This is a genomic window from Albibacterium profundi (genome assembly GCF_042159835.1).
Taxonomy (GTDB): Bacteria; Bacteroidota; Bacteroidia; order Sphingobacteriales; family Sphingobacteriaceae; genus Albibacterium; species Albibacterium profundi.
The window spans coordinates 1,459,931-1,486,559 of the sequence record NZ_JBBVGT010000002.1; the positions used below are offsets into that span (position 1 = coordinate 1,459,931).

At 41.0% G+C, this 26,629-nt stretch carries 23 protein-coding genes; 15 read left to right on the forward strand and 8 right to left on the reverse strand.

The features are described 5' to 3' along the window. Window positions 1-10 precede the first annotated feature (10 nt). Window positions 11-964 (reverse strand): NAD-dependent epimerase/dehydratase family protein, encoded by a 954-nt coding sequence (locus WKR92_RS07960; protein WP_375557295.1) that lies wholly within the window; start codon window positions 962-964, stop codon window positions 11-13. Between the two features lie 120 nt (window positions 965-1,084). Between WKR92_RS07960 and WKR92_RS07965 the strand changes: the two genes are divergently transcribed. The 8 genes from WKR92_RS07965 to WKR92_RS08000 all read left to right on the forward strand — a co-directional run bounded on the left by WKR92_RS07965 (window position 1,085) and on the right by WKR92_RS08000 (window position 10,751). Next, window positions 1,085-2,263, forward strand: a complete 1,179-nt coding sequence (locus WKR92_RS07965; protein ID WP_375557296.1) for a formimidoylglutamase — start codon at window positions 1,085-1,087, stop codon at window positions 2,261-2,263. A 39-nt stretch (window positions 2,264-2,302) separates the two neighbouring features. Further along, on the forward strand, window positions 2,303-3,103 hold the full coding sequence (locus tag WKR92_RS07970) for an endonuclease/exonuclease/phosphatase family protein (RefSeq protein WP_375557297.1): 801 nt from the start codon (window positions 2,303-2,305) through the stop codon (window positions 3,101-3,103). A 126-nt stretch (window positions 3,104-3,229) separates the two neighbouring features. Further along, a complete protein-coding gene (locus WKR92_RS07975; RefSeq protein WP_375557298.1) occupies window positions 3,230-4,423 on the forward strand; it encodes a metallophosphoesterase family protein in 1,194 nt (397 codons plus the stop codon). A gap of 12 nt (window positions 4,424-4,435) precedes the next feature. Next, window positions 4,436-5,323, forward strand: coding sequence for a phosphodiester glycosidase family protein (locus tag WKR92_RS07980; protein ID WP_375557299.1), 888 nt, complete (start codon window positions 4,436-4,438; stop codon window positions 5,321-5,323). Between the two features lie 65 nt (window positions 5,324-5,388). Beyond that, window positions 5,389-6,081 carry a response regulator transcription factor gene (locus tag WKR92_RS07985; RefSeq protein ID WP_375557300.1) on the forward strand — a complete coding sequence of 231 codons (693 nt, stop codon included), beginning with the start codon at window positions 5,389-5,391 and terminating at the stop codon, window positions 6,079-6,081. Next, on the forward strand, window positions 6,078-7,349 hold the full coding sequence (locus WKR92_RS07990) for a sensor histidine kinase (protein ID WP_375557301.1): 1,272 nt from the start codon (window positions 6,078-6,080) through the stop codon (window positions 7,347-7,349). The genes WKR92_RS07985 and WKR92_RS07990 overlap by 4 nt, the downstream gene beginning before the upstream one ends. Before the next feature lie 67 nt (window positions 7,350-7,416). Next, window positions 7,417-9,840, forward strand: a complete 2,424-nt coding sequence (locus tag WKR92_RS07995; protein WP_375557302.1) for a TonB-dependent receptor — start codon at window positions 7,417-7,419, stop codon at window positions 9,838-9,840. A 74-nt stretch (window positions 9,841-9,914) separates the two neighbouring features. After that, the gene (locus WKR92_RS08000) at window positions 9,915-10,751 is read left to right on the forward strand and encodes an endonuclease/exonuclease/phosphatase family protein (protein WP_375557303.1); all 837 of its coding nucleotides are present in this window, start codon (window positions 9,915-9,917) and stop codon (window positions 10,749-10,751) included. Between the two features lie 55 nt (window positions 10,752-10,806). Here WKR92_RS08000 and WKR92_RS08005 read toward each other — a convergent pair whose 3' ends face one another. Together WKR92_RS08005 and WKR92_RS08010 are read right to left on the reverse strand one after the other, a co-directional pair. After that, window positions 10,807-12,213 carry an MFS transporter gene (locus WKR92_RS08005; protein WP_375557304.1) on the reverse strand — a complete coding sequence of 469 codons (1,407 nt, stop codon included), beginning with the start codon at window positions 12,211-12,213 and terminating at the stop codon, window positions 10,807-10,809. After that, window positions 12,214-14,022 carry a DUF4153 domain-containing protein gene (locus tag WKR92_RS08010; RefSeq protein WP_375557305.1) on the reverse strand — a complete coding sequence of 603 codons (1,809 nt, stop codon included), beginning with the start codon at window positions 14,020-14,022 and terminating at the stop codon, window positions 12,214-12,216. A 94-nt stretch (window positions 14,023-14,116) separates the two neighbouring features. Between WKR92_RS08010 and trhO the strand changes: the two genes are divergently transcribed. Both trhO and WKR92_RS08020 read left to right on the forward strand, forming a co-directional pair. Continuing rightward, window positions 14,117-15,070: an oxygen-dependent tRNA uridine(34) hydroxylase TrhO gene (gene trhO / locus WKR92_RS08015; protein WP_375557306.1), complete on the forward strand. Its 954-nt coding sequence runs from the start codon at window positions 14,117-14,119 to the stop codon at window positions 15,068-15,070. Between the two features lie 66 nt (window positions 15,071-15,136). Then, window positions 15,137-16,297 (forward strand): dipeptidase, encoded by a 1,161-nt coding sequence (locus WKR92_RS08020; protein WP_375557307.1) that lies wholly within the window; start codon window positions 15,137-15,139, stop codon window positions 16,295-16,297. 20 nt (window positions 16,298-16,317) lie between these two features. On the opposite strand, the gene WKR92_RS08025 is transcribed toward WKR92_RS08020, so the two are convergent. Genes WKR92_RS08025 through dapF form a run of 4 tightly spaced genes read right to left on the reverse strand, consistent with a single transcriptional unit; the run spans window position 16,318 to window position 19,773 of the window. Further along, entirely contained in the window at window positions 16,318-17,040 is a 723-nt protein-coding gene (locus WKR92_RS08025) for a YebC/PmpR family DNA-binding transcriptional regulator (RefSeq protein WP_375557308.1), read from the reverse strand. Between the two features lie 4 nt (window positions 17,041-17,044). After that, window positions 17,045-17,989, reverse strand: coding sequence for an NAD-dependent epimerase/dehydratase family protein (locus tag WKR92_RS08030; RefSeq protein ID WP_375557309.1), 945 nt, complete (start codon window positions 17,987-17,989; stop codon window positions 17,045-17,047). A 48-nt stretch (window positions 17,990-18,037) separates the two neighbouring features. Beyond that, window positions 18,038-18,982 (reverse strand): lamin tail domain-containing protein, encoded by a 945-nt coding sequence (locus WKR92_RS08035; protein WP_375557310.1) that lies wholly within the window; start codon window positions 18,980-18,982, stop codon window positions 18,038-18,040. After that, window positions 18,979-19,773 (reverse strand): diaminopimelate epimerase, encoded by a 795-nt coding sequence (gene dapF / locus WKR92_RS08040; RefSeq protein WP_375557311.1) that lies wholly within the window; start codon window positions 19,771-19,773, stop codon window positions 18,979-18,981. The genes WKR92_RS08035 and dapF overlap by 4 nt, the downstream gene beginning before the upstream one ends. A gap of 215 nt (window positions 19,774-19,988) precedes the next feature. On the opposite strand from dapF, the gene WKR92_RS08045 reads away from it, so the two are divergent. From WKR92_RS08045 to WKR92_RS08060, 4 genes are all read left to right on the forward strand, one after another. Continuing rightward, window positions 19,989-21,518: a Do family serine endopeptidase gene (locus tag WKR92_RS08045; RefSeq protein ID WP_375557312.1), complete on the forward strand. Its 1,530-nt coding sequence runs from the start codon at window positions 19,989-19,991 to the stop codon at window positions 21,516-21,518. Window positions 21,519-21,698: 180 nt separating this feature from the next. Beyond that, the gene (locus WKR92_RS08050) at window positions 21,699-22,478 is read left to right on the forward strand and encodes a succinate dehydrogenase cytochrome b subunit (protein ID WP_375557313.1); all 780 of its coding nucleotides are present in this window, start codon (window positions 21,699-21,701) and stop codon (window positions 22,476-22,478) included. A gap of 32 nt (window positions 22,479-22,510) precedes the next feature. Beyond that, on the forward strand, window positions 22,511-24,442 hold the full coding sequence (locus WKR92_RS08055) for a fumarate reductase/succinate dehydrogenase flavoprotein subunit (RefSeq protein WP_375557314.1): 1,932 nt from the start codon (window positions 22,511-22,513) through the stop codon (window positions 24,440-24,442). Between the two features lie 26 nt (window positions 24,443-24,468). Beyond that, window positions 24,469-25,239: a succinate dehydrogenase/fumarate reductase iron-sulfur subunit gene (locus tag WKR92_RS08060; RefSeq protein WP_375557315.1), complete on the forward strand. Its 771-nt coding sequence runs from the start codon at window positions 24,469-24,471 to the stop codon at window positions 25,237-25,239. Between the two features lie 84 nt (window positions 25,240-25,323). On the opposite strand, the gene WKR92_RS08065 is transcribed toward WKR92_RS08060, so the two are convergent. After that, on the reverse strand, window positions 25,324-25,506 hold the full coding sequence (locus tag WKR92_RS08065; protein ID WP_375557316.1) for a hypothetical protein: 183 nt from the start codon (window positions 25,504-25,506) through the stop codon (window positions 25,324-25,326). 114 nt (window positions 25,507-25,620) lie between these two features. On the opposite strand from WKR92_RS08065, the gene WKR92_RS08070 reads away from it, so the two are divergent. Then, a complete protein-coding gene (locus WKR92_RS08070; RefSeq protein ID WP_375557317.1) occupies window positions 25,621-26,625 on the forward strand; it encodes a sensor histidine kinase in 1,005 nt (334 codons plus the stop codon). Window positions 26,626-26,629 lie beyond the last annotated feature (4 nt).

Genomic DNA, 26,629 nt, shown 5'->3' on the forward strand with positions numbered 1-26,629 from the left:
GACTGAGTCTTTATTCTACTAGTTCCTTTAGAGTTTGTTTCATAGGTTTGAATGTGTAATCAAGGGTTTGGATTATCTTTTCATTGCTATACTGATTTTTTTTCCTCGCGGACCTGACTATGTCTCTGCTAAGTTTCGATTTGCTTAACCTTAACAGGCGAAGAATGTTCTGTATTCGCCATACGACGCCCATCAGAAGCCGACTGGCAGGAACATCAGGTGGGGTGATTTTATGATAATGGGCGTATTGTTCAAACAATTCCTGATAAGTCATATTGGCATTGTTAATCAGGAAGTTCGTCCCTGTTATCTGTGTTTCGCTCATCAATCGTATCATGATGTTAACCAAATCAACTACATCGACAAAGCCCGTACTGCCAGTCGGATAAAACTTTAACCCTTTTTGTAGCCGGGTGAAAATCTGACCACCATTTTTTTTGTCGCCGGCTCCCAATACGATTGTCGGATTGACGATGACTGCATCCAGCCCTTCAGCAATGCCTCTCCACACTTCCCTTTCAGCTTCAAATTTAGAAACGCTATAAGCCGATTTTTTCTTGTCCCATTCCCATTTACTCTTTTCTGTGATCAGTGTATCCTCCTTTTCGTCGCCTAAAGCAGCTACTGAACTGACATGCAGAAGTCTAGTTTTTTTAGCAAGGCAAAGATTAACAATATGCGTTGTACCTTCAACATTTATTTTTTGCAAGAGATTTCGGTCGGCCGTATCGAAAGACACCAAGCCAGCACAATGGTATACCTGACTTACATTCGTAAAAACGTCTTCAAGCGCAAAATAGTCTGTGATATCTGCATCAAACCAGAAAAGGTTCTTTTTATAGAGCAGCGTCTGGGGAATAGTGGATTCCTTCCGTTTGATAGCTAAAACAGAATTACCTGTTTGAAGTAATTTTTCAATCAGAAGAGAGCCTATAAAACCTGTGCCGCCCGTTACTAATATCACATTAAATATTTTTGAAAAATCAATTCAATTTGTTATTCGCTTTCAAAAGTAAGCTATTAAATGGATATTTGCAGGAATTATTCATTATCGCCTATTATATATCATTATTTAAACGTCAATATGTCTCTAATCGATTTTTTTAGCCCCGTAAGAAGCAAGGAAATATTAGCAAATGCAGACTTGCTAAACACTCAATACGGTAAGATAATAGAGATCTATGAAGAGGAATTTCCTAATCTTGTTAATGTCGATATAGCAATTATTGGAGTGATGGACGATCGGAAGGCGATCAACAATAAGGGTTGTTCAGCAGCACCGGATGCATTTCGGAAACAGTTCTATAAATTACATCAAGGAGATTACAAAACAAAGATAGTCGATTTAGGTAATATACAACCGGGTCACTCTGTAACGGATACTTATGCAGCGTTGCGGGTAGTAACAACGGAGCTGATAAAGAAAAATATCGTCCCAGTTATAATCGGAGGAGGCCAGGATCTGACCTATGCTCAATATCTGGCTTATGAGAAGCTAGAACAACGTGTTGATTTAGTCGTTATCGACTCTTCATTCGATTTACAAGAGGATGAGGTTGAGGTGTCTGAAACAACATCACGATCCTATCTGAATAAGGTAATGTTACACCAACCCAATTATCTATTTAATTTTAGTAATATCGGCTACCAGACTTATTTCGTAAACCAAGATAGTTTAGCTGTCTTTGAACAGCTTTACTTCGACGTTTACCGTTTAGGAACCTTCTCGGGTAAAATTGAAAAGGCAGAGCCTGTACTCCGCAATGCCGATATGATCAGCTTTGATATGGGGGCTATACGTTCTTCCGATGCCTTTGCCAATGGCAATGCGACACCCAACGGATTTTATGGGGAAGAAGCCTGTCAGATAGCTCGTTATGCAGGGATGAGTGATAAACTAACTTCCATTGGCTTTTATGAATTCAATCCAGAACATGATCGCAACGGTCAAACTGCCATTTTACTTTCCCAGATGATCTGGTACTTCATTGAAGGCTACTACCAACGGAAGAAAGATTTTCCTTTGCAACCTAAATCGGCCTATATCATCTATCATACAGCGCTGAAGGCGGATGATCATGAAGTTGTCTTCGTGAAAAGCAAAAAATCCGATCGTTGGTGGATGCAGGTGCCCTACCCCAATACGAAGTCTGTGAACGAGCGTTATCATCTCGTGCCTTGCAGCTACGAAGATTACCAGACCGCTATCGATGGCGAAATGCCTGACCTTTGGTGGAGAACCTATCAGAAACTGACGTTCTAAATAACAAGTACTATCAATCGATTTTCTAACTTTATTCTTATGAAAAACATCCACCTGTCACTTGTCCTGCTAGTACTTTTCTCTCTTTTTAGCTTAGAAATAATCCATGCTCAAGAAGCAAAGGAAAAGAAAATCTTAAAAGTTCTTACATATAACGTTCATCATGCGAATCCCCCGAGCAAAGAGGGCTTTATTGATTTACCCGCGATTGCCAAGGTAATCAAGCAGAGTGGTGCAGATTTAGTTGCCTTGCAAGAGATCGACGTTGACACCGAACGTTCCGGAAAAGGGATTAATCAAGCTGCAGAGCTAGGACGTATGACCGGCATGAACCACTTTTTTGTAAAGGGTATTAATTATGAAGGGGGAGAATACGGTATAGCGATTTTGTCGCGATTTAAGATCTTAGAAAAAGATAGCTTGCGTTTGCCTATGAAAGACGGTGTTCGCGGCGAACCGAGGGTATTGGCCTTAACTACCATTAGTCCCACGAAAGGTAAGAAGATCGTATTTGCTAGTACACATCTCGACTTGAATCCCGAAACAAGAATATTGCAAGCCGAGGCAATTACGAACTATCTTAAACAACTCAAATATCCAGCTATCTTGGGAGGCGATTTCAATGCAATACCTGGGACTGCGGAAATTGATATCTTCGATCAATATTTGACGCGGAGCAGCGTCCCAAACGGCTTTACCATTCCGGTAACTAACCCTCAACGCGAAATCGATTTTATCATGTTTAAGCCTAAAAGTCGCTTCAAGGTGCACAAACATTTGATAATCGACGAGCAGTATGCCTCGGACCACCTACCCGTATACGTAGAGTTTCTATATTAACTAGCACTTATCTGATGTATGCTCCATTAAACGCAATGAAGGTCTTAAATTATCAAGTGTTTGATTATGCGTCAAGGGAGTCAGACCACTTTCCAGTTGTTGCAACTTTTGAAATAAAATAAAAATATGAATACTAACAAACCGACCCGGCGTAGTTTTTTGCAGATAGCAGGTGCATCTACGGTGGCATCCCTAATTTCACCGCTAGATATTTTCGCCGAATCAGAGCGCGCGGTTGTTCAAAGCGAAACTAGCTTTGGTGCACCATATCTGCAAAACTTGAATCCGACAGAGGTGTCGGTCTTCGTTGTTGACACAAAGGATTCAGTAACTTGGGTTGAATTGGATGAAGGTGATGAAAAACGAAAAATTGTAAATAAAAGCGACGGGTTTTTAGAAGCGGGTAGAGGGCCAAAATCTTTTAAAATCGATGGCCTAGTTCCGGGCAAAGAATATAGGTATGCCGTTTACCGGAAGGAAATAATTGTTTTTAAACCTTATGATCTCCAATACGGGGAGCCGAGAAAGACAAAAGATTATACGTTTAGAACACCTCTGCCATCTGCTCAGACGGTTTCATGCTTGATTATGAATGATATTCACGATCGACCCCATTCTTTTTCACAATTGATGTCGCTTAATAAGGAACCTTATGAGTTCGTAGTTTTCAACGGTGATACCTTCGATTATCAAACAGATGAGAGACAGTTAATCGACCATCTGTTTCAGCCGGTGAGCGAACTGTTTGCCGCAGACAAACCGATGCTGATGATCCGGGGAAATCACGAGACACGTGGAAAATATGCACGCGATTTCAAGGATTATTTTAGCTATCCCAACGGTCAGTATTATTTTAACTTCCAGCAGGGTCCGGTGCATTTTATTGTGTTGGATACGGGTGAGGATAAACCTGATGACGCTGAAGTTTATGGAGGTATCGTAGACTTTGATGAATTCCGAAGAGAACAGGCACTTTGGTTAGAGAACGTGATGACAAGTAAGGCTTACAGACAGTCACCTTTCAAGGTTGTTTTAATGCATATACCTCCCTTCCATTCGGGCGATTGGCATGGGACGATGCATTGTAGAGAACTCTTTGCGCCTCTTTTTGAAAAATATAATGTAGATGTAGTTATTTCCGGTCATACGCATCGCTATGGAATTCATAAGCCAAACGATGAGCATAGTTTTCCGATCGTTATCGGCGGAGGACCTAAAGAAGGGCAACGGACGATTATACATCTGTCTGCAAACCAATCGCAGTTGTCAATAAATATGAAGGATGACACTGGAACAACGGTTGGCGAACTTACTATATAAGATACGATGAACATGACGAAGATTAAGCTTTTCTTTTCTTTCTTTCTTTTGTTGGCAACTGGCGATTTGAGAGCGCAGGAAGTGGCCACTCCTTTGGAAACCCCGAATGACAGTTTAGCTGTTTTTCACCCATATATTGAATCTGCTAATTGGAAGGTGTCGAAAATAGCTAATGGTGTGACATGGAAGTATTTCCATTTTGATGACCTTTATGCTTCTAAACAGTTTATCACCATTATCGAGGTGGACCCTAGTAAGAATATTGCGGTTGGTATGCCGTATATAACGAAAGGCTTTATGAAGACAAGTAAAGCAGCGGTAGAGGAAAATGCTATCGCTGCAGTTAACGGGAGCTTTTTTGATACGAAAGTAGGAGGGTCAACGGTGTTTCTAAGAAAGAATGGCGAGATTATCAATCTAACAAGAGGCAAATTTACTCACTATCGTGAGGAAGCAGGCTTTTCAATTGATAAGGATGGAACTGTATCCATTGTTAAGCGCCCTACAGAAGCTGAGGGCGGCTGGCCGTCGGTCGATGCCTATACCCATTTAGCGTCGGGGCCTTTGTTGGTTTATGATGGTGAAATCATGGATCAATTGGATCAACCCTTCAACACAAATCGCCACCCTAGGACAGCCATCGGTATCACCGCTAACAAGCGAATCATTTGCGTGGTCGTAGACGGAAGGTCATCTGAATCCTATGGAATGTCGACACCCGAATTGGCTAACCTGATGTATGCTTTGGGTTGTGAGCAAGCTATGAACTTAGACGGCGGAGGCTCATCGACTGCATGGGTACGAGGAAAAGGGATAGTTAATCATCCGACGGATAATAAAAAGTTTGATAGTGAAGGCGAGCGTGCAGTCGCCAACGCAATAATCTTTACGGGCGACTAGTACGTCCTGCGAAATACGGCATTCTTCAAACTTTCATCAAAAACAAAAATTATATTTGTTTAACCATGAAAGTGTTAGTAATCGAGGATAATCAAGATCTGGCCAGCAATATCATGTCTTACCTTATGCGTGAAGGCTATGTTTGTGAGTTGGCGAGTGATCAGTATACAGCAATTGATAAGTTGAGTACCTTTCAATATGATTGTATTTTGCTCGATATTATGCTTCCAGATGGGAATGGTCTGGATATCTTGAAACATATCAAAGGGAATAGGATAAAAAGCGGAATTCTTATTATTTCCGCAAAAAATTCCTTGGATGATAAAGTACACGGACTAGAACTTGGGGCCGACGACTATCTGACAAAACCATTTCATTTACCAGAGCTGAATGCGCGATTGAAGGCTATTTATCGCCGCAAATATCTTGAGGGAGATCATCGCATCAACTTTAATGATATATCGATCAATATTGATACGATGGAGGTTTTTGTGAATGAAACGCTGCTGGATCTCACCCGCAAAGAGTATTCACTATTGGTATATTTTATAACCAATCAAAATCGTGTCTTGACGCGTCAGACAATTGCAGAGCATTTGTGGGGCGATTATGCGGATAATCTTCTGAATTTTGATTTTGTGTATCAACACGTCAAAAACTTGAGGAAGAAAATCATTCAAGCAGGTGGTCATGATTATATCGAGACGGTATACGGATTAGGTTATAAGTTTAACAACCATAACAATTCAGGTAGATGAAGTTAATACATAAGTTTACGCTCTTGTATTTGCTCATCACACTGGTTGTGCTCATTATGGGTGGTGTCTTCTCTTATCATGTCATCAAAAAAGAAGTTGATAAAGAACAGACACGCTATCTGAAGCGAAATATAGATTTCACCATGCAGGAGTTGTCGCGAGGCATTTATCCTGATTCGCTATTCCAAAACAAGATGGAGGTTCAGACTTTGGATATGTCAATTCCCGAGATCGAATTCTTCGTGCGAGATACATTGGTATGGCTAAATTATTTGAAAAGATTTGAGCCTCAAGTGAAAGTATCTGCATCCAGGAAAATAGATGATAGGCATTATTATATCTCAACCTACGGTGCTATTGTTGATACCCAAGACATCACAGATGCTGTAGTGACATCAATCGGTGGTATTTTTCTAATTATGCTGATCGTCACGGCCTTGGTTAGTGTTTTAATATCAAGGAAGATTCTCAAGCCGTTCAATCGTACATTAAAAGCGATGCGATCTTTCCGGCTCCGGGAAAAGAAACCTTTATCGTTGATGAGTACGAGCACGAGCGAGTTTAAGCGGCTTAATTTGCTTTTGGAGAATATGACAGAAAAGATGCAAGACGATTATGCAGCTTTAAAAGAATTCTCGGAAAATGCATCGCACGAGCTCCAGACACCTTTGTCAATCATCATGGGGAAGTTGGAGCTACTGATGGACTCGGATATCAGTGACGAGCAAGCAAGATTGATTCACAGCGCGCAAAATGCGGTAGATAAACTGAGTAAGATGGGGCAATCGCTCACACTCCTTACGAAACTTGGAAATCGTGAATTTGAGTCGCCCGGCCCGATCGACTTTTCAACCTTATTAAAGGAATGTCTTTTTGCGTTTCAGGAATTGCTCGAAATGAAATCTTTAATCTTGGAGGAAAATATTGAAGATGGTGTGCTAATAAGTATGCATCCTGTATTAGCGAATATCTTGCTTAATAATCTGATGAGTAATGCCATCCGCCATAATAACCCGAAAGGTGTGATCCGTGTTCGTTTAAACCAGGACCATCTCGAAATAGCGAATACGGGTGAAGCTCTTAGCGGTCCTCCAGAGGAAATGTTTGAGCGTTTTCGCAAAAATGAACCCAATAGTCAGTCCATTGGATTAGGCTTATCGATCGTTAAACAAATCTGTAGCCAAAATGATCTACATATTTGTTACGAATATCGCGCTGGAATGCATGTTCTTCAAATTTCCTTCAAAATGTTATCAAATTCAGCTTAAAGATCAAGGCTAGTTTTGTAGTTATATACTAAAGCAAAAAACTAAATACGATCTTACCATGTCTATCATGTCTCTACATTCATTTAAATTTAAAGCGTTGTTTCTGTTCTTTTCCTTTTTTGTCGGGCAAGTTTACGCTCAGCAGAATGGTTCTATTCGGGGGCAGATTGTTGATGAGGCAAAAGATGGTCTGGAGTTCGTAGCTGTCTCGCTATTAAAATTGCCCGACTCGAGCTTTGTTGAGCACGCTGAAACTGCTGCCAATGGACGCTTTCAGTTTCCTTCTGTGGCTGCAGGAGAGTATGTAATTAAAACAAACTACATCGGTTATAACGAGGAGAAGCGGAATGTAACTGTAAAGGTGGGTGCGAACGAGAATCTCGGTGTTATTAACCTAAGTGTTGATAGTAAGTTATTACAGGAAGTGGTTGTGGAACGGGAGGCGCCAGCTGTGCAATATGAATTAGATCGCACGGTTTTTAATATAACTTCTGATGTCCAGGCCATGAGTGTGAATGCGACTGAAGTATTGGAGCAGATTCCAATGGTAGAGTTGGATGAAGAAGGGACACCGAGCGTTATGGGGCAGAACTTAACTGTATTGATCGACGGCCGACCGTCCCGGATTTACGGTGATAATATTGAAACAGTGTTGAAGCTTATTCCATCTGGCGTAATAGCGAAAGTTGAGGTTATCACAAGTCCTTCGGCAAGGTATACAACGGAGCAAGGAGGGATTGTTCTGAATATTGTAACAAAAAGCGAACGTCTAATTGGTGTTAGCGGAATAGCTACAATGAACGCGACAACGAACAATAATTATTCTCCGTCATTGAACTTGAATATCACCCGAAAGAAAATAGGTTTTAACAACAGCGTGAGTTTCGATTTCGACAAACAGACGTCTGAAAGTAGTATTTATCGAGAAAATAGGGTAGATGATCTATTCTTTACGGATCAACAGCGGACCGGTACAGACATTGACAAAGACTTCTCTTATAACGGTAATCTATTCTATAATGTTAATGATAATAACACAATCGGTATTTTCTTCGGAGTGGGAAAAGACACCGAAGATGAAAATGAAGTATTATTAACACGTTCATATAATGCAGAAGGCGAAGATATCTCAGCCTACCGTCGTGCTATCAACGGAACTGAAGAGTCTTGGCAATATCGCGGAGGGATCGACTATAAGCGTACTTTTGAGAATGAAAATCAGGTATTGGACTTACAGGCTTACTATTCTACGCGGGACGATAAGGAAATAGAGATATTTGATCAGGAAAGTGAATGGGAAGAATTAGAGCATTTACAACATCAAACTTCAGTCAGTGAAGATGAAGGCTTTACTTTCCAGGGCGACTATGTTCATCCTTTTGGCGAGAAGTCGATGTTGGAGGCAGGTATCCGTGCCGATTGGGAGACCGATGCGAACGACTTTACGCCTCTCGAGTTTGATCCTGAATTGGGCGATTACGTTATAGATACAGAATTGCTGAATGATTTTGTTTCGAAAGAGAAGGAGTTCACGGGGTACCTTATGTATCGAAACTCGTTTGACCGATTTAGTTTACAGGCAGGGGCGAGGCTTGAAAAGGCGATCCTGAAGACGGAACAGGAACTGTTGAATCAATCTTATGAGAACAATTTCTTAAACTTGATTCCCACCTTAAATTTAGCTTACCGACTAAAAAATGAAGACAATATCAAATTTAGTTATAGCCGTCGTGTGAATCGGCCTTGGTGGCGTCAATTGAACCCTTTTGTTGATTATTCTAACCCTGAAGATATCCAGTCAGGTAATCCAGATCTAGATCCAGAGTTTATAAACTCATTTGAGGCTAGCTATGGTAAATTCATTAATCAGTTTAATCTTTTTGGTTCCGTATTCTATAGACACAGTAATAATCCTATTCAGCGTGTAAGTACGGTTGATGGTAGCGGGGTAACCCATACAACCTATCAAAACATTGGTACGGAAAACTACTATGGTTTAGAAACGGGAGCGAGCGCGGATATCATACCTCAATGGAATGTACGTTTAAATGTCGGTCTTAGAAAAAATGAGGTTTTGGGATTTGCACGTGAAAATTCACAAATATCGTTTACAGGACGTTTTTCTACATTCTTTCCTATTTGGGCAGGATTCAGGGGCTATGCATTTGTACGCTATCGCGGACCGAGAGCCATTGCACAAGGAAAGATGAAAGGAATGTTGATTAGCGATGCAGGAATTCGTAAATCTTTCTTTGACAAAAAGGCCAATTTCTCAGTGCGTATTTCCGATATTTTCAATCAAAGACAGTTTTCAAGAACCTTGGAACAAGAGAACTTTTTCCAAACAAGTGATTATAGAAGACAGTCACGTTATGTGTCCTTTAGCATCAGTTATATCTTCGGAGGACTGAGAGATAGCGCGGGTGATCGTGATAGGGGCGACGGTTTTGATCAAGGTCCGGGTGGTATGGAACCTGGCATGGAAGATTAACCACAAAAAAGTAATAAAACAGCTAGAAAACAGCTAAATTAGCACATACTAATTTTATAATTTTTCTAAGCTTTATGAAAAGACTATTCACATCCTTATTCCTTTTATTTGTAATTTCCGCATCTGTTATTGCTCAGGAGCTAAAGGTAGCTTCCTATAATGTCAGATATGCTAATACGACAGATACCGGTAATTTATGGCCAGATAGAGCGCCTTATGTCGCGTCGCTGATACAGTTTCATGATTTTGATGTGTTTGGCACACAGGAGGCGTTAAATTCTCAGCTAGTTGATTTAGAAGAGCAGCTTTCCGACTACGCACGCTACGGAGTGGGGCGTGATGATGGGAAAACGAAAGGCGAGCATTCGGCTATTTATTATAAAAAAAATAAATTCACCTTATTAGATAAAGGGGATTTTTGGTTAGCAGAAAATCCTGACGTGCCCGGCAAAGGGTGGGATGCCACCTGTTGCAATCGGATTGTGTCATGGGTAAATCTAAAAGACAACGATTCCGGGAAGGAATTCTTTTTCTTTAGCGCTCACTATGACCATCAAGGGAAGGTGGCGCGACGAGAAAGTAGTAAGTTGGTGCTGAAAAAGATTGCGGCGATGGCTAAGGGCAAGCCTGTGATTTTGGTGGGAGATCTAAATGCCGGTCACGACGCTGAACCGTACAAAATATTACAGGAGTCGGATTTATTAACCGACACATATACCTTAGTTGATAATCCCTATCATAATAATGGAAGCTTCAATGGTTTTAAGACATCGAATAATATGACGATTATCGATCATATTTTTGTGAGCAAAGGAATCGAGGTTACAAAATGGGGGATATTAACTGATACCTATTTTGGGAAATATCCATCTGATCATTTTCCGGTTGTCAGTGTTGTAAAGCTCCCGTAGCTAGTTTCAATCTGCCGCAACGCTATTAAGTGTATGAAGAAGAAAGCTCGATGGATTAAGAATCTATCGAGCTTTTTTTTAAACGCTTACTTATGATGACAAAGCAGAGTAAGGGCGAGATAGCGAACAGTATAAACAGCCAAAAGGCGGCAGATTTTGCGCCTTCTAGTCCCCCTGGGTCATTAATGCCAGCCAAATTGGTTATGATACCGGCTAGGGCCGTGCCGAAGGCTGTAGCAATAAGCTGAATAGAGGTAATAGATGTCGAAGCTTGATCCTCATCGCCGGGCTTAGCTGAGGAGAGAACTAAGCTGAGCAAGTGTGGCCAACCTAAGCCAATACCGATACCTGTCAAGGCCAACCCGGCGCATGTCAGGATAAAGCCGAGGGTGTTTTCTCCAAAGGTAGAGGGTAATAGGAACGCCAACATGAGCATTCCCGAAAGCATACATATGGGGCCCGACCGAACGATATTATAGATGTGTTTCCGATTCGCACCAGCATAGCGAATGGAGGCTGCAGTCCACCCCAAGGAAATAATCACCGTTAAGTACCCAGCTTTGAGTGGGGGGTATTGATGTATTTCTTGAAAAAAGTAGGGGATGTATATTTCCGGGTTCGTGCATAAAATCAATAAAGCCATTGCCGAATACACAACCCCGAGGGTAGAGCGAAGAGAATAAGCTCCGTGTGGTAACAGTCGGTTGACCGAATTTCTTTCGAGCCTGACAACGATTAAAATGAATATGAGAGATAAAAGTAGACCTAAGATATTATAAAGCAGATTGGGCGTTAGGCTACCAAAAGAAAGACAAAGGATAGCGATACTCAGCATTCCGAGCTTCAGAAAAGGTATTTTCGTATTCGCTTTTGCGAATTCGTGCCGTTGAGGAAATATCTTAGTAATAAGAAAGAAGAGTACGATTGAGAAGAGAACAATTGCGCCAAATGCCATTCGCCATACATTAAGCTGTGCGAATATACCACCGATAAAAGGTCCGGATAAAGCTGCTATTCCCCAAATGCCGGAAAGGAGAGCCATCGCCCTAGGCCATACAGCCTTGTCAAAGACCACCCGTACCATTGAATAGGACAAGGCCATTAACAAACCTCCGCCAAAGCCTTGAGCGGTTCTGCCGATAAGCATCATGGACATACTAGGAGCGAATGTACAGGCTAATGTGCCGAGAATAAAGACGACTATGGAGTATTGAAATGCCTTCCGTGGGCCAAACTTGTTTAACAATCTGACGGATAAGAAAGAGCCGAGAATCGATGTGAGCACAAATAAGGTTGAGTTCCACGAATAAAATTCCATTCCACCAATATCGTCAACGACCGACGGCAATATGGTTGTAACTAAATAAATATTGATTGCATGGATACCGAGCCCACCAGCGAGAGCACCAGTTTTAGCTCTATTTTCTTTCGAGAATAATATACTCCAACTATTGTCTGTCATTTATTTTTCGTCTATAAGTATATATCCTGAAAAATACGGTAAAAAAGTTGGCTGCTCCGTATCATTCTTATTATCTATCGTTATTGTTTGTATTAGTAGCTGTACACGATATTTCGCATTTTCAGCATTGAGAGTCATCCAGTCACTGGGGACATCAATTGGTTTTTGCATAATATGCTGGTTGCTCGTCTCTGCGTCAGCAGTTTTTAAGGAATCGTATTTAGAGATCAAGAACTCCCCGAACTGTTCTATAGAGAAGCGTACGCTGTCTCTATCATCAAATACCACATAAAAATCCCGATTGTCAACATAGGATGTATTGATGGTTCCCATGGGTGTATGCTTGTCGTCTGTATTTGAACTGTTTGGCATCCAGAAGATAATATCGAAATTCGTATCTCGGATGTAGTTTTCTCGATTGACAAAGCTTATCATAGCTCTTTCTGACGGATAGCGATCAATAGCAAGCATGGAGAATGCAGTGTCCAATAAAAGGCTCTGTTTTTGAAAATTGGAACTTCGAAGTGAGTCTTGCGCATTTAGAATCTGTGTTTGAACGGAATGGGTGTTCTGTTTTATGAAGGACTCCAGCGAAGTTAGTCCGTGGTAGCGAACTAAATAGTTAACAATCGATATCTTTTCTTCATTTGGATCTTCGGTTTCAATGTTTTTCGACAGACGAGATTGCTGAGATTTTTTTGAAATGCTACTTGCGCTCTGTGGTCCAGTTATGCTCAGGATAGTTGCAATAAAGAGACTGATTGGGATTACTTGGATATTCGGATTTCTTTTTGTGATAAAATAAATCGTAATACACGTGAGCCAGATAGCGAGTACGAAAACGAAATAACGCATTTCCGTGACACCGTAATCCTGAATCCGAACGATAATAGCAACAAATAAAAGAATCAGAAGAGGCAGCATGAACCAAAAGAATAACGTGGAAAATTGATTGATCCATCCCTGTCGCTGTTTTGTACTGATCGGATAAATGAGTAGATATGACAAGATGCCGAAAACAGCGTAGCCCATTATAAGAATAGAAACCATTCCATCAGGAAGCTGCATGTTGAAGGTGATCTTCAATTCGTATACTAACAAAATGGCTAAATAGATAGTTGAGAGGGGCACCAGAACATACTGGGTGAAAATTTTGAGAGCTTTTGGGTATTCGCTTATCTCTGCTATCTTGGTTAAATTAGAAGGAATTCCGTCTAGAAAAAACAAAGTGTTAAAACCAACTCCTATAATTATAAAGAGTTTAAAATAGACGTCACCTTTGAAATCTAATTGAAACAATGATTCAATCGAAAAAAGCGCAACGGCCAGCCCAATATACAAGAGGGCTGAGAATAATATGGACGTAAAAAAACGAAGGAAGAGTGTTTTGTTAAAATTCCAAAATGCTAACTGATTAGAAGTATTTATGTAGGGGCTGCAGGAGACCATTAAGTGTCCCGCTAGTATCAGAAGTATAATTTTGAGCGTGTCAGTTTTAAAATATTCCGGGTAAATAATCAGAGCGGCGCTATAACTGAGAGCAATAAAAAGAAACTGTATACCTAAGCTTACAGGCATGGAAATATTACGACTCTCAGCCAATAATGCGATTGATAAAGACGTCGTGAAAGCGACCATACTCAGAACCACTAATTTATAAATCATGTCGACATGATCGCTTACATAATTATCGGCTGCGGAGAGCCATAAACTCATGGCAAATAGAGTAATAAGGGACTGCAGAGGGAAGCGAAAGAGAATATTTCTGAGACTTGTCCACAGCGTATGGATGGATGGAAGTTTTAGCATAACTCGCGTGCTTTGAGCGTGAATTTACTCCATTTTTTTTATCTTTGCGCAAAATTTAACATTAAACGCCGTTTGCAGCGGTATCAATGGATTTATGAAAAAATATCAAACCTTGCTGTACTATTGCTACAGCCCAATAGAGAACGCAGAAGAATTTGCTGCTGAACATTTAGTTTTTTGTAAGAGTCTGAACTTGGTAGGAAGGATTATTGTTGCCGACGAAGGACTGAATGGCACTGTTTCTGGAACTGTAGACGCTTGCCGTCAATATATGGAGTCGATTCATGCTGATCAACGCTTTGCAAAAACTGATTTTAAGATAGACGATGTAGAGGTGCCTTCTTTTATAAAGATGCATTGCCGTTATAAGCCGGAAATTGTTCATTCCGGGCTGCGAGATCCGGGACTCATTAACCCAAATGAGGAAACAGGTGTCCATCTAGATCCAAAAGACTTTCTGGAAATGAAAGACCAAGAGGATGTCGTGATCCTAGACGTTCGATCGAATTATGAACATAATTTGGGCCGATTTAAAAACGCGGTTACCTTGGATATTGAGAACTTTAGAGATTTTCCATCAAAAATTAATGAGCTTGCACAATACAAGGACAAGAAGATATTGACCTATTGCACGGGTGGAATTAAGTGTGAGAAGGCGTCAGCTCTGTTACTAAAAGAAGGCTTTAAGAATGTGTATCAACTGCACGGTGGCATAATAAAATACGGAAAAGACGTTCAAGGGAAGGACTTTGAAGGACAGTGCTACGTATTTGACAACCGAGTTGCTGTTGATGTCAACAAAGTCAATCCAACAGTTATATCTACTTGCAGGAACTGTGGCAATAAAACCAATAAAATGATCAATTGTGCGAATCCAGAGTGCAATGAACATTTTACACAATGCGATGCTTGTGGTGAGTTGCTAGATGGATGTTGTTCAACGGTCTGCCAAAGCCATCCGCTTAGAAGGGAATATGATGGCACTGGATATTACGTAAAAGTTCCGCAGCCTGTTAACACGAATAAGCGGTCGCTAGCAGGATCATAACCCTGCCTTAGTCCGATTCTTCTTGGAATGTTATAAAAGTGTACAGGGTTTTTCGTAGTTTTAACTATGCGAAACCCTTTTTTCTTATTTATCACTTTATGTATCGCTTGGCCGTCGATCAGCCAAGCGCAGCGTGCAGATAGCTTACATAATACTTCGATCGTCATAGACACTCATAACGATGTGTTGATCTCGTCAATCATGGAAGGCAAAGACATAGCAGGTCCGATTCCTTCTGGTCATACAGATATCGCTCGATTTTTTGAAGGTGGCGTGGATGCACAAATATTTTCCATTTGGTGTGGGGACGACTATGGGAAAGGAACAGCCTATAATTTCGCAAACGAGCAAATAGACTCGTTGTTGAAGATTGTTGTAGAAAACCCCGATAAGTTGGTCTTAGCTACAACAAAGGAAGAAATACTTAAGGCCTCGGAAGAAGATAAGCTCGCCGTACTAATGGGTGTGGAAGGGGGACATATGATTGAGAGTAATCTGGGCTATCTTCAAAATCTGTACGATCGTGGTGTGCGGTATTTAACATTGACTTGGAATAATAGTACAGACTGGGCGAGCTCTGCATCTGATGAGTCGAACCCTGACTCCCAGATCAAGCAAAAAGGGTTGACCGATTTTGGAAAGGATGTGATTCGCTATATGAATAAGATAGGAATGATGGTAGACCTGTCACATGTTGGAAGACAAACTTTCTTTGATGCTATCGAGACAACGTCTAAGCCGGTAATTCTATCACATAGCAATGTCTATGCAATTGCGCCGGTATCACGAAACCTGAAAGACGATCAGATTCGGGCAGTTGCGAAGAACGGAGGTGTTATCTGTATCAATTTCTATTCTGGGTTTTTAGAGGAGGGTTATAACCAGAAGGTTGATAGCTTATACAAGGCCACGGTGTCCGAAAAAGTGCGAAAGAAAAATGCGAGCGGAGATAATAAATTTTATCAGCTATCTGCTGAAGCTAAAGAACAAGTCAGACCCGAACTCAGTGTCGTAATAGACCATATCGATTATATTGTTAATCTCGTAGGTGTAGATTATGTTGGGCTAGGAGGCGACTTTGATGGTGTAGAATCAACGGCTAAAGGACTTGACGACGTGGCTGCTTACCCCAATATAACCAAGGCATTGGTTAAGCGTGGCTACAGTGACAGTGATATACAAAAGATATTGGGGCTCAATGTACTGAGGGTGCTCGATGCCCAATAAAATACGTTGTGTTCGATTGTCTATGCCATGTTGTGATACACTGCTTGAACATCATCATCGTCTTCGATTTTGTCAATTAATTTAAGGATATCAGCTGCATCTTCTTCGCCAATTTCAGTAGAGGAGAGTGTGATCCGTTCGAGTTTAGCTGTTACCTCTAAACCTTTTTCCTCCAGAAGTTTCTGCATATTGCCGAAGTCTTCGAAAGAAGTTTGAATAACCACGATATCATTACCCTCTTCATCATCCTCCACATAGAGTTCTTCAAGGCCTCCATCTATTAGCTCCAGTTCAAGCTCCTCAAGATCTACCTCTTCATCTACCTTAAAGCGAAAAACCGATTTGCGCTGAAAGATGAAATCAAGCGACCCTGTTTTCCCCAATGACCCACCTGCCTTCGTGAAATAGCTGCGGACATTAGCCACGGTACGATTGATATTATCGGTTGCAGTTTCTATTAATACTGCTACCCCGTGAGGTGCATATCCTTCATAAATATGTTCTTCGTATGAGCTCGCATCTTTCTCTGATGCTCTCTTTATTGCCGCTTCAATCCGATCTTTAGGCATGTTCACTGCTTTCGCATTTTGAATTGCCGTACGTAGGCGTGAATTAGTTTCTGGATGCGGACCTGCGTCTTTAACAGCCATAACTATTTCTTTGCCAAGGCGAGTGAATTGCACCGCCATTTTGGCCCATCGTTTAAACTTTCTTTCTTTTCTAAATTCGAATGCTCTTCCCATAGGATTATTGTTTTCTTAGGTTCGTCAACATTTCTTCTGCCATCTTAGAAAGGTCGTATACAGGATTCCAACCCCAATCTTCTCGTGCATATGTATCGTCGATCGATCGTGGCCAGCTGTCTGCGATCTTTTGCCTAGGATCGCTGTCTGAATAGCTTAATCCGAAATCGGGTAGATGTTTCCGTATTTCAGCGCCGAGTTCGTTGGGAGTAAAACTTAACCCCGTCAAATTATAACTAGAACGAATTCTCAGATCTTCGGCCGGAGCATCCATCAGCTGTAAGGTGCCATTGATTGCGTCGTCGATATACAGCATGGGTAGTCTTGTATCTTCGGAAAGGAAACTTTGATAATTGCCGGATGACAATGCTTCATGAAATATGTGAATTGCGTAATCAGTCGTTCCGCCTCCTGGTGCTGCTTTCCAGCTGATAAGTCCTGGATAACGAATACTTCTCACGTCGAGATTGTGTTTTTGATAGTAATATTCGCACCATCGTTCGCCTGCTAACTTACTGAAACCATAGACCGTATTTGGGTCCATAACGCAATATTGAGGTGTATCCGTTTTGGGCGAATGGGGACCAAAAACGGCAATTGAGCTTGGCCAAAATACCTTTGAAACCTTAAATTCTACAGAAAGGTCAAGAACTCCAATCAAACCATCCATATTCAACTCCCATGCTTTTTTAGGGAATTGTTCGCCAGTGGCTGATAGAAGCGCGGCAAGGAGGTAGACTTGCGTTGGTTTACGCTTTTCGTATAATGCTCTTAATGCTTTTTTATCAAGGACATCGAGAGTTTCGAAGTTGGCTGAAGGGTCAGCTTGACTCGGTGGATTGATATCACAAGAGAGGACGCTGTCCTTTCCAAATTTATTTCGGAGTGCTACAGCTAATTCAGTTCCGATCTGGCCGTTTGATCCGATGATTATAATACTCTCTTCCATTGGCGCAAATATATACTTTTTGAAAATAAAATATAGGCTGGATCAAATTTAACGTACTAACAAAGCTGTTGCCTTGAATGTCTTTAGGTTGCCATTTGAGTCATATAGTTCTGTATGGATATAATATATCCCCATTGGAAGGACATTTTGTCGCTCATCTGTACCATCCCAGCTAATAATATTACGCGTGCCTAAGCGATGGTTCGAGCGCAGCTTTTTTACTCGTTTCCCAGCAGAATTGAAAATAAGAATATTCGCCATCTTTCCCCCTCGGGGGAGGCCAATATGAAGATCGAGCGTTTCATCCTTAGAAGGTGCAAATTTTTCGTTTAACAACGATACACCATAAGAAAGCGAATCGTCATTGGCTGCTTGAGAGTTCTGGTAGCCAGGAGTACCATATCCATAACTTGCTGCAGCGGATATAAAGTTGCCCGCAGTATTTGTGTTTACATTAAAATCGACCCGTTCTAAAGAAACTCCTTTGGGGTTCTTGATAAAGATATCGTGCATCTCAACGGTATAGAAAAGACTGTCGATAAGCTCTTCGTTCTGGAAAACTAATACGGCGCCTCGTGTATTGGTAAGCGTAGGAAAAGTTTCCATTGAATGGAAAGAAAGTCGATCTGAATAAGCATAGTGATCCTGAAGGGTTTCCGAACTTTTGCTCAATACCTTGTATCTCCCTGGATACAAGTATTCGGACTTGTCACTTATACGGTGGAGGCGGTTTCTTTTACCATTAGCATTCACAGTGGTGATCTCCAGTGATTGAAGATCAACGATTTGATCCGAATTATTATAGATTTCAATGAATTCCACGCCACCCTGTTTGGGGTCAGCCAAGATTTCCGATATTAGGACACCGTTCTTGTAAATGGTGTCGGAGAACTGTTCTTTTTCAAGATCTGACGGATTGAAGGTTGAGTTCTTTTCGCAACCAATAAATAGAAAACATATTAAAGTTACGGGAAACCAATGTATTGTCTTCATTTTTTAATAAAATCATATCGGCCTTCGTATACGTACTCGGCCGGACCTTCCAAGAATATGTTATGAAACATACCGTTGTTTGCATGAAAACGAATACGCAAATCTCCTCCTTTAGTCCGTATAGGAATTTGAACGTCCCCTTGCAAGCCATTTTGATCTGCCATAGCGAGGGCGACAGCTGTGACTCCCGTTCCGCAAGCCAGTGTTTCCCCCTCTACACCTCTTTCAAATGTTCGAACAAAATATCCTTGGGGATCTGGACTTACAAAATTCACGTTGATTCCATCTCTTTTATAAGCATCGCTATTGCGTATTTTTGATCCTTCTAATTCAACATCCAATTCCTCAAGTTGGTCAACAGTCGTCACGTAATGCGGAGAGCCAGTATCTAAAACGTAAGCCTTGTCTATCTTGTCTATTTGATGTACATCTTGCATCTTTAAGGACACCCAATTGCCTTTATCGTTAATTGAAGCAGAATGCGGACCATCGACCGCGATAAAGTCAGCTCTATCTTGTATAATGTTTAATTTTTTTGCGAAAGCAACCATGCATCTACCGCCGTTTCCACACATGCTGCCGATATGGCCGTCGGCATTGTGATACACCATTTCAAAGTCAGACTGCTCGTTTGTCTGTAGCAGCATAAAGCCATCAGCGCCTATTCCAAACCGTCGGTTACAAAGGTGGTTAATCTGAGTTTTACTGAGGTGAATACCTTTGTTCCGATTGTCGACAATGATAAAGTCATTGCCGGCTCCTTGATATTTATAGAAATGAATAGATTGCATGTTCAAATTTAAACAAAATATCGACTATCGGGTTCTAATATTAATGTCATTAAACGCCGGTTGCCGCTTTTGTTTAACATTATTTAACAGAAAAGTCGTTTAACCGACTTGCAAACAAGTCTACCTAAATGGTAAATTTGTAGATATTATTAATTTAATAAATCATAAAAAACAATAAAGTGGTTTCCACTTTATAAATACTTGAATAAATGAATATGAAAAAGATTGGAATGACGGTTTTAATTGCCATGATCGGTGGGCTTCTCGCCATCGGGGGTTATAAGCTGTTCGAAAACAAACAAGCTGAACGAATGACTTTTGAGGAACAGCAAGAAGTTTACTTCGCTAATAACCCTTTGAAAATTAATTCATCAACAGGAAATCCTGATTTTACACAGGCAAGTGCTGCGGTTTCGCCCGCAGTTGTACATATCGTTACAACGTACGAAGCAAAGCAACAGCAACGGATGCAGTCGTCACCATTCGGCGATATGTTCGAGGAGTTTTTCGGTGTCCCCAGAGGTCGTGGTCAGAGCCAACCTTCTAGAGCATCTGGTTCTGGAGTTATTATTTCGACCGATGGATATATCGTGACCAACAATCATGTTGTCGAGGGTGCTGACAAAATCGAAGTGAAACTTACAGACAAACGCGTATTTGAAGCCAAATTAATAGGTCGGGATCCGAATACTGATCTTGCCTTACTAAAAGTGTCATCCTCAGATCCCCTCCCTATCGTCAAATTAGGAAACTCGGACGAAGTGAATATCGGTGAGTGGGTGCTGGCAGTAGGTTATCCTTTGGGATTGGAATCGACGGTAACTGCGGGTATTGTGAGTGCTAAAGGAAGATCGCTTAATCTTCTGGGGCGCGAAGATCTGCGTCGTCAGTATCAACAGAATCCAGATGAAATCCCTGCAAATGCCGCAATAGAATCTTTTATCCAAACTGATGCTGTAATTAATAGAGGTAATAGTGGAGGTGCATTAGTAAATGCCTCTGGCGAACTGATTGGGATAAATTCTGCTATAGCATCTCCTAGCGGTTATTATGCAGGATACGGATTTGCGATTCCAGTTAATTTGGTAAAGAAAATTGCAAACGATTTTAAAGAATTTGGTGAAGTGAAACGTGGTTTCGTTGGGATTACATTTGTTGAGCTAAATACGGAAATAGCGAAGGAGATGGAAATCAGTGAATACAACGGTTTATATGTTCGTGATGTAGTTGAAGGTGGAGGTGCTGATAAGGCAGGAATTGAAGCCGGCGACATTATTACACATATCGATAACCGACTGATTACTCGCTCCTCTATACTGCAAGAGCGTGTCGGTAGAATGCGTCCGGGCGATAAAATAGAGTTAAAATATCTTCGGGACGGGAAAGAACGGAAAACGACCGTAACACTACAAGAAGCAACGGAACGTACGTTTGAGACAGCTGAATCGACCAAGTCAGCAACGCAGTTGTATAATAGCTTGGGCGCTGGTTTTAAAGAGCTGAGTTCTGCGCAAAAGAAGGAACTTGGTGTAGATGCCGGTGTCGTAGTTTCGAGCGTGAGACAAGGTGGTTTGTTTGCTAAATATGGCGTTCCTAATGGTCTGGTTATTACCAGTATCAATGGAACGGCAGTGACTAATGTAGATCAAATCGGACAAGCTTTGAGCAAGAATGCTGAGGTGGTAACGATCAAAGGAATTACTCCTGATGGTGGTATGGCTACATTGACATTCCCTACCGAATAGATTATATATAAACTGCTTTTAAAGCAACTAAAAGAGGTTGAATCACGTGTAGCGTGGTCAGCCTCTTTTTTGTTTCTATCAGATTAGAACAGTTCTAAATTGCTTTATTTTTACAAAAATTGTACTGAATTGAATTCAAATGGATAATTTTGCTTACCATAATTAAAAACAAGCCATATAATGAGTCGTTTCAATCATTTATTTTCCTCGACGATAGGGAAGAAACTTATCATGAGTTTGACAGGAATTTTCTTAAGCTTATTCCTAGTTGTTCATTTGATTGGGAATCTACAGTTATTCAAAGATGATGGAGGATTGGCATTCAATCAGTACGCATACTTTATGACGAGCTTTGGTCCCATTAAAATCATTTCTTACGGCCTTTATGCAACCATCGTTTTGCACGCCGTATATGCTTTAGTTGTCACGATACGAAATAGAAAGGCGCGACCCATAGCATATAAATCATATAATGGTGCCGCAAATAGCCCGTGGAACTCAAGAAATATGGGTATTTTAGGAACGATTATATTAATTTTTATCGTTACCCATATGAGTAATTTCTGGTATAAGTATCATTGGGGCGGTACACCCTATGTTGAGTATGTAACCAATTTGCAAAATGGTGAAACCCAGGTAAACGAGCTATCGGAAGCGGAATTTACCGGTTACATAAATTATGTAGATGCAGATAAGCAGATTCTGAAAGCCAAAGATTTGTACAAACAGGTCAATTTTGCCTTTCAGAATGGGTTTCTTGTACTTTTTTATGTATTGGCGATGGTGGCCCTAGGGTTCCATTTGGCACACGGGTTTAAGTCGGCGTTTCAAACTTTAGGCTTTGCTCATAATCGCTATGCACCGCTAATCAAATGGATAGGGTTCTGGATTTTCGGAATCTTGATACCTCTAGGTTTTGCAGCGATGCCTTTGTATTCTTTTTTCGTTGTTAATGGTTAGCATTTTATGATGCTGAAAATAAAATATTCAAAATGATTTTAGATTCTAAGATTCCAGAAGGTCCATTAGCGGAGAAATGGACAAAACATAAATTTAACCTGAAGCTTGTCAATCCTGCTAACAAAAGGAAATATCATATTATTGTAGTTGGGACCGGGCTTGCCGGAGCATCCGCTGCGGCTTCCTTAGGAGAGCTTGGATACAATGTTACAACATTTTGTTATCAAGATAGTCCGCGGCGTGCACACTCGATTGCAGCACAAGGGGGTATCAATTCTTCCAAGAACTATACAAACGATGGCGATAGCGTTTATCGTTTGTTTTATGATACGATTAAGGGCGGCGACTATCGTTCGCGTGAAGCTAATACCTACCGGTTAGCCGAGGTGTCAGCGAATATCATTGACCAATGTGTGGCTCAAGGCGTTCCTTTCGCCCGCGAATATGGTGGTATGCTGGACAACCGCTCATTCGGAGGTGCACAGGTTTCTAGAACTTTTTATGCTCGCGGACAGACGGGGCAACAGTTATTGCTCGGTGCCTATTCCGCATTGAACCGTCAGATTAAAAAGGGAACAGTAAAGAGCTATACACGTCATGAGATGCTTGATGTTGTCACAATCGACGGGCATGCTAGGGGCGTAATTACCAGAGATTTAATAACGGGCAAGATTGAGTCGCATGCGGCACATGCAGTTTTGCTTTGTACTGGTGGGTATGGAAATGTCTTTTTCTTGTCGACAAACGCAATGGGATGTAATGTTACTGCGGCATGGAGAGCCCATAAACGCGGTGCATTCTTTGCAAACCCATGTTATACTCAAATCCATCCTACATGCATCCCTGTGACCGGAGATCACCAATCGAAGCTAACGTTAATGTCTGAATCTCTTCGGAATGACGGTCGCGTTTGGGTGCCAAAAACAGTAGAACTGGCCGAACGTTTACGAAAAGGTGAGCTTAAAGCCAGCGATATCAAAGAAGAGGATCGCGACTATTACCTAGAGCGGAAGTATCCAAGTTTTGGAAATTTAGTTCCACGTGATGTGGCTTCCAGAAATGCCAAAGAGATGGTTGACGAAGGCAGAGGTGTGGGCAAGACAGGCGTTGCTGTGTATCTAGATTTTGCCGATGCAATTAAGCGTCTAGGTGAAGATGCGGTTCGTGCAAAATACGGTAATTTGTTTGATATGTACTTACAGATTACAGACGAGAATCCTTATAAACAGCCAATGCGTATTTATCCTGCAGTTCACTATACAATGGGTGGGCTTTGGGTTGATTATAATCTAATGACAACGGTCCCTGGGCTTTACTCTCTTGGTGAATGTAATTTCTCGGATCACGGAGCAAATCGCTTAGGTGCATCAGCCTTGATGCAAGGATTGGCTGATGGATATTTTGTGGTACCATATACGATAGGCGATTACCTAGCCAGCCAAGGATTTGATCCCGTAGATGATACAAACCCTGCTTTCGAAAACACAAGAAGAGATGTGGAGGAGCGGGTTAATAAGTTGCTTAGCATGAAAGGTAAGCAAACGGTGGATGATATTCATAAGAAGCTTGGGCACATCATGTGGGAGTATTGTGGGATGGCAAGAACTGAAGAAGGGCTTACGAAAGCCAAAGGTTTAATCCAAGATCTTAGGAAAGAATTCTGGGAAGACGTGAGTGTTCTGGGAGTAAATGAAGAACTGAATATGTCTTTGGAGAAAGCCGGTAGGGTTGCCGATTTTCTCGAACTCGCTGAGTTGATGGTTGACGATGCATTGAATCGTTCCGAGTCTTGCGGCGGCCACTTTAGGGTGGAAAGCCAAACAGAAGAAGGAGAAGCCAAACGTAAAGATGATGAATTTGCGTATGTAGCGGCCTGGCAATATCTAGCTGATGGTTCTGAAAAGTTACATAAGGAGGAGCTGGAATTTGAAAATGTTAAATTGACTCAACGTAGTTATAAATAGGTGATGAATTTCTAATCTATAAGAAAATGAGTGCAACAATGAATCTGACGCTGAAAGTATGGCGTCAAAAAGACGAGAATACTCGAGGTAAGTTTCATACATATGAAGCTAAGAATATATCTGATGACATGTCATTTTTAGAAATGTTAGATGTTGTCAATGAAGAGATTACAAGAAAAGGTGAAGATCCTATCTATTTTGATCATGATTGTCGCGAAGGAATTTGCGGAATGTGTTCATTGTATATAAACGGTAGACCACACGGTCCTAAAGAAGGTATCACGACTTGCCAACTACACATGCGGAGCTTTCACGACGGACAGACGATTGTTATCGAACCATGGAGAGCAGCTGCGTTCCCTGTTCTGAAGGATTTGGCAGTTGACCGGACGTCATTCGATCGTATACAGCAAGCAGGAGGCTTCGTATCTGTGAATACAGGAGCTTTAGTTGATGGGAATGTTCATCCCATTCCGAAGGTGCAGGCCGATGAGTCATTTAATTCAGCTACTTGTATCGGATGTGGAGCTTGCGTAGCAGCCTGTAAGAACTCATCCGCTATGTTATTCGTATCGGCAAAGGTATCTCAGTTTTCACTCCTACCTCAGGGTCAAGCAGAACGCGTTGAGCGGGCACAAGCAATGGTTGATCAGATGGATGCAGAGGGTTTCGGCTCTTGTACGAACACGGGAGCCTGTGAGATTGAATGTCCGGTTGGTATCAAGCTTACGAATATCGCACGATTAAATCACGAATATTTGCGTGCTAAGATTGTTAAGGAGGAAGAAATTCACTAGATAGAAAATACTCTTCTAATAGATACACAAATAAAAAGAGCTTCGGATTCCGAAGCTCTTTTTATTTGTGTATCTATTTAGTCGTTAAAAAATGTTGCTGACTACTTGTATAATGTTCACGCTAGGTATTTGAATAAACGACGCATTGATTGTTCCTTCTTCCACCGTAGCATTAGCATCTGCATTGGCAAGAATAAGGGCTAAAGCCAGAAATATAGGCACTAAAAGAAGCAAATAAGGTGATATGTTTAAAAAGGACCGTTTCATGGCAGATGCTGTTAATTATTATCAATTTCGATAGTACAAATAAACAATATGAACTTGGTAAAATAAAATTTAATAGACGAACTGGCTGATTTTATAGATATTTACTAAAATTACATGATGAATCAACGAAATTCCTTTATTATTCAGGGGATAATCTGGATATTACTTTTGTTAATATTCTATTTGGTTACTCCTCATCGTGCTGCCGAACTTGTTATCCTCGGTTATGGTTTCTTGAATATTGTTGTATTCTATTTAAGTTATTTCTTTGTTACCCCTTTTATTTTTAATAAAAAAAAGTACTATAAAGCAATTTCATACTTAGTGCTAGTTTTACTTGTATCGATAGGGGTCAAGTACGGGGTTGCCTTAGTTTTTGAGTCAGACGTAATGTACTATGGGACGGATTATGACAAGCGATATACCAACGCTCAGTATCTTTGGTCGGCTGGTCTCGTTAGCTTATTTTTCGTACTATTAAGTTTTGGTTTGCGTCTAACACATAATTTTCTTATCCAAGAAAGAGAGAAAGGTATGTTAGAAAATGAGAAGTTAATCGCTGAACTCTCTTTTTTAAAGTCGCAGATTAACCCTCACTTCTTATTTAATTCCTTGAATAACATCTATTCGCTGTCTTATCACAAATCAGATAAAGCCCCGGAAGCAATCTTAAAACTCTCGGGTATTATGCGCTATATGCTTCAAGAAAGTGATGACGATAAGGTTCAACTAAAAGATGAGATTGCCTACCTAGAAAATTATATCTCTCTTCAGCAGCTTCGTTTTAAAGAACCGCTTGCAATCGACTATAAAGTGAATACAGAAAGCTTGGAGCTGCGAATTATGCCACTTTTATTGATATCCTTTCTGGAAAACGCATTTAAACATGGTGTAGTGACCAATAAGGATCATCCAGTCCGAATTCTGATAGTGGTGGAGAATAATAGACTGCACTTCAAGGTTTCCAACTTTAAGAATAAATCGTATAAAGACCAAGCAAGCGGTATCGGTCTCGAAAATCTGAAACGGCGTTTAGAGTTAGGATACCCTAATCGGTACACATTGATGATAGACGACAAGGAGCTGTTCTATAGCAGCGAATTATTTATATATTTATAAAAAA